At 73.0% G+C, this 2,899-nt stretch carries 4 protein-coding genes; 2 read left to right on the top strand and 2 right to left on the bottom strand.

Features of this window, described 5'->3' with window-relative positions:
* Nucleotides 1–115 precede the first annotated feature (115 nt).
* Nucleotides 116–337: a hypothetical protein gene (locus J0670_RS34675; RefSeq protein ID WP_207816409.1), complete on the top strand. Its 222-nt coding sequence runs from the start codon at nt 116–118 to the stop codon at nt 335–337.
* 71 nt (nt 338–408) lie between these two features.
* Nucleotides 409–984, top strand: a complete 576-nt coding sequence (gene dcd, locus J0670_RS34670; RefSeq protein WP_207816407.1) for a dCTP deaminase — start codon at nt 409–411, stop codon at nt 982–984.
* A gap of 84 nt (nt 985–1,068) precedes the next feature.
* On the opposite strand, the gene J0670_RS34665 is transcribed toward dcd, so the two are convergent.
* Nucleotides 1,069–1,959 carry a metal-dependent hydrolase gene (locus J0670_RS34665; protein ID WP_207816405.1) on the bottom strand — a complete coding sequence of 297 codons (891 nt, stop codon included), beginning with the start codon at nt 1,957–1,959 and terminating at the stop codon, nt 1,069–1,071.
* An 88-nt stretch (nt 1,960–2,047) separates the two neighbouring features.
* A partial coding sequence (locus J0670_RS34660; RefSeq protein ID WP_207816403.1) for a YIP1 family protein occupies nt 2,048–2,899 on the bottom strand: 852 nt, incomplete at its 5' end.

The following is a 2,899-nucleotide window of genomic DNA, read 5'->3' as shown; positions in this document are numbered from 1 at the left end:
CGAGCCATGGTGAGGAATGTCCGGAACATCCCCTAATGTGACGCTGTCCCGGGGCCTGGCCGCCGGGGCGCGATGAGTACGGGTGAGTACTGGGTTAGGGATGGGAAGGGGATCGATGGAGCAGCGCGCCGTCGTTCGTTGTGCCGAGGGGCACCTGTTCAGCACCACCACGTTCCCGATGCAGAACCTCGGTCCCGGGCGACTCGGGCCCGGGCGGTTGATCCGCTGTCCGCAGTGCGGACGGCTCCGGAGCTCGGTGCTGGCCGACGTACAGGAGCTGTCCGAGCCGCAACTGGCGCGGGCCATGCGGTTGGAAGCCGCGGAGTTCCTGGCCTGACGGCCTACGGATGGGCGGCGGGGCCCCGGGCGGATTCGTCCGGGGCCCCGTCGTGCACGTAACCTCGAAGCGTGCTGCTCTCTGACAAGGACATCCGAACCGAAATCGACCTGGGCCGGGTCTCCATCGACCCGTTCGACCCGGCGATGATCCAGCCGTCGAGTATCGACGTGCGCCTCGACCGCTTCTTCCGCGTGTTCGAGAACCACAAGTACCCGCACATCGACCCCTCCGAGGAGCAGCCGGACCTGACCCGGCTGGTCGAGCCCGAGGGCGACGAGGCGTTCATCCTGCACCCCGGCGAGTTCGTGCTGGCCTCGACGTACGAGGTCATCACGCTGCCCGAGGACGTGGCCTCCCGGCTGGAGGGCAAGTCGAGCCTGGGCCGGCTGGGCCTGCTCACCCACTCCACGGCCGGCTTCATCGACCCCGGCTTCAGCGGTCACGTGACGCTGGAGCTGTCGAACGTCGCGACGCTGCCGATCAAGCTGTACCCGGGGATGAAGATCGGGCAGCTCTGCCTGTTCCGGCTCTCCTCGCCGTCCGAGCACCCGTACGGCTCCGAGCGCTACGGCTCGCGCTACCAGGGCCAGCGCGGCCCGACGCCGTCCCGCTCGTACCTGAACTTCCACCGCACCCAGGTCTGACGACAACAGAGTGCACGCACGGGAGGCGGCCACCCCTTCGGAGAGGAGGGTGGCCGCCTTCGGCGTTCTCAGGCCCGCTTGGGGCTAGGCCCGCTTGGGGCTGGTGACCGCGACCAGCTCGGTGCCGTCCTCGGACAGCCGCAGCTCGGTGCGCAGCTCGGCGAGCTCGCCGAGGTGGTGCAGGTGGGTGCCGCCGCAGAAGATCCGCGCGCCGCCCTCGGGCAGCTCGCAGTGCCACTGGCGGCGGGCGGTGAGCTCGGGGCCGGGGACCTCGATGCGGACCGGGGCGTCGGCCGCGACCCAGGCGGCGAGCCGCGCGTTGACGGCCTCGGTGAGGGCGGGCAGGGCGTCGGCGAGGGCGGGGAACTCCTCGGTGGCGTCCGCCGTGAAGCCCTTCTTCTTGAGCGACTTGCCCAGCCGGTAGGTGTCCGTGCTGGCCTCGGTGTCCATCACCGAGCTGGCCATCGCCAGGCTGTCGAAGTCGGGGTTGCCGAAGGCGTCCGAGCGGCCCGGGTCCTTGCGCCAGCGCGGGCCGAGCGCGGCGTTGAGGGCGAGGGCGAGCAGGTGGCAGCCGCTGTGCGAGGCGCTGAGGGCGGCCCGGCGCCCGGTGTCCACGGTCAGGACGGCGGTGCGGCCCGCGAGGTCGCCGGGGTCGGTGTCGAGGACGTGCAGGACCAGCCAGGACCACTCCTCGTCCCCGCGCCGGACCGGGATCTCGGCGCCGACCAGGGGCGCGCCGCCCTCCGGGCCGACCGCGCCGGTGAGGCAGTCCACCACGGCCAGCTCGGTGCCGTCGACGGTGAGGGTGCCGAGGTCGGCCGGCTGGTCGGGCCAGGTGTGGTCGAGCGGGTGGAACGGCGTGGCCTCGGTCACCACGGCGTACCGGCCGTCGGCCAGCGGGTGCACCGCGAGCACCGGAGACTCGCCGGTCACCGCCCCGGCCGGGAAGCTGACGTGGGTGGTGGGAAGGGTCATGCCTGGCTCCGGTGGATCTCGGCGGACGAGGGTGGGCGGGCCCGGCGGCCTACCGGCCGGACCCGCCCCCCATTCTGCCCGTCGCCCCTCAGCCCAGTGTCGGCAGCTTGATCAGCACCAGCAGAGCGACCAGCTGCAGCGCCGAGGCGGCCGCGGCCTTGCCCCAGGGCAGGTCGTGCACCCGCCGGACCATGACGGTCAGCAGGTACGCGCAGAGCATCCAGGTGGCCCAGCCGACGACCTGCACCACCGCGCTGCCGGAGGGCAGCACCAGATCGAGCAGCAGCCGGGGCGCGTCGCTCAGCCAGCCGATCAGCGCGGCCAGGCCGACGGTCGACTTCCACGGGCCGTCGCCGCCGAGCTGGCGGGCCAGCGCGTAGGTGACCGCGCCGAAGATCCCGCCGGCCAGGGTGAAGCCGATGGCGGCGGCGACCAGGCCGGTCAGCGCCACGCTGAAGGTCGAGTTGACGATGTCGTCGTGGGTCAGCCCGATGCCGAGCACCGCGAGCACGCCGTACAGCAGCGAGACGGTGAGCGCGGGCAGCCACACCTGGTGGTCCCGGGTGCGGTCGAAGGTCGCGGCCGGGCTGCGGAAGATGCCGACGAACAGCTCGCGCCACTGCGGCCGGGGCCCGGAGACGTGCGGGGCGGACTGGCCGCCGGCCCGGTAGACGGTGACGTTGTCCTGGCCGTACGGCGGCTGGGCCTCCTGGCCGTAGGGCTGCTGCTCCTGCCCGTACGGCGGCGGCTGCTGCCCGTAGCCCCCGTCGTCGTAGTAGCCGGGCTGCTGACCGTAGTAGCCGTGGTCCTGCCCGTACGGGTCCCCGACCGGGAACGACCGGGTGCTGCCGGGCCGGTCCGCCGCGTACGGGTCGCCGTGGCCGTACCCGTCGCCCGCCGCGCTGCCCGAGCCCCCGGCCGGACCACCGCCCGGACCGCC

Origin of the sequence: Streptomyces sp. FH025 (genome assembly GCF_017427025.1) — a bacterium.
Taxonomy (GTDB): Bacteria; Actinomycetota; Actinomycetes; order Streptomycetales; family Streptomycetaceae; genus Kitasatospora.
Note: the sequence above shows the minus strand (reverse complement) of the source record. Positions and strands in the feature narration are given on the sequence as shown.

Bases quoted from the DNA above. Each gene is read 5' to 3' on its own strand.
- J0670_RS34665 (WP_207816405.1), bottom strand. From the start codon at position 1,959: ATGACCCTTCCCACCACCCACGTCAGCTTCCCGGCCGGGGCGGTGACC.
- J0670_RS34675 (WP_207816409.1), top strand. From the start codon at position 116: ATGGAGCAGCGCGCCGTCGTTCGTTGTGCCGAGGGGCACCTGTTCAGC.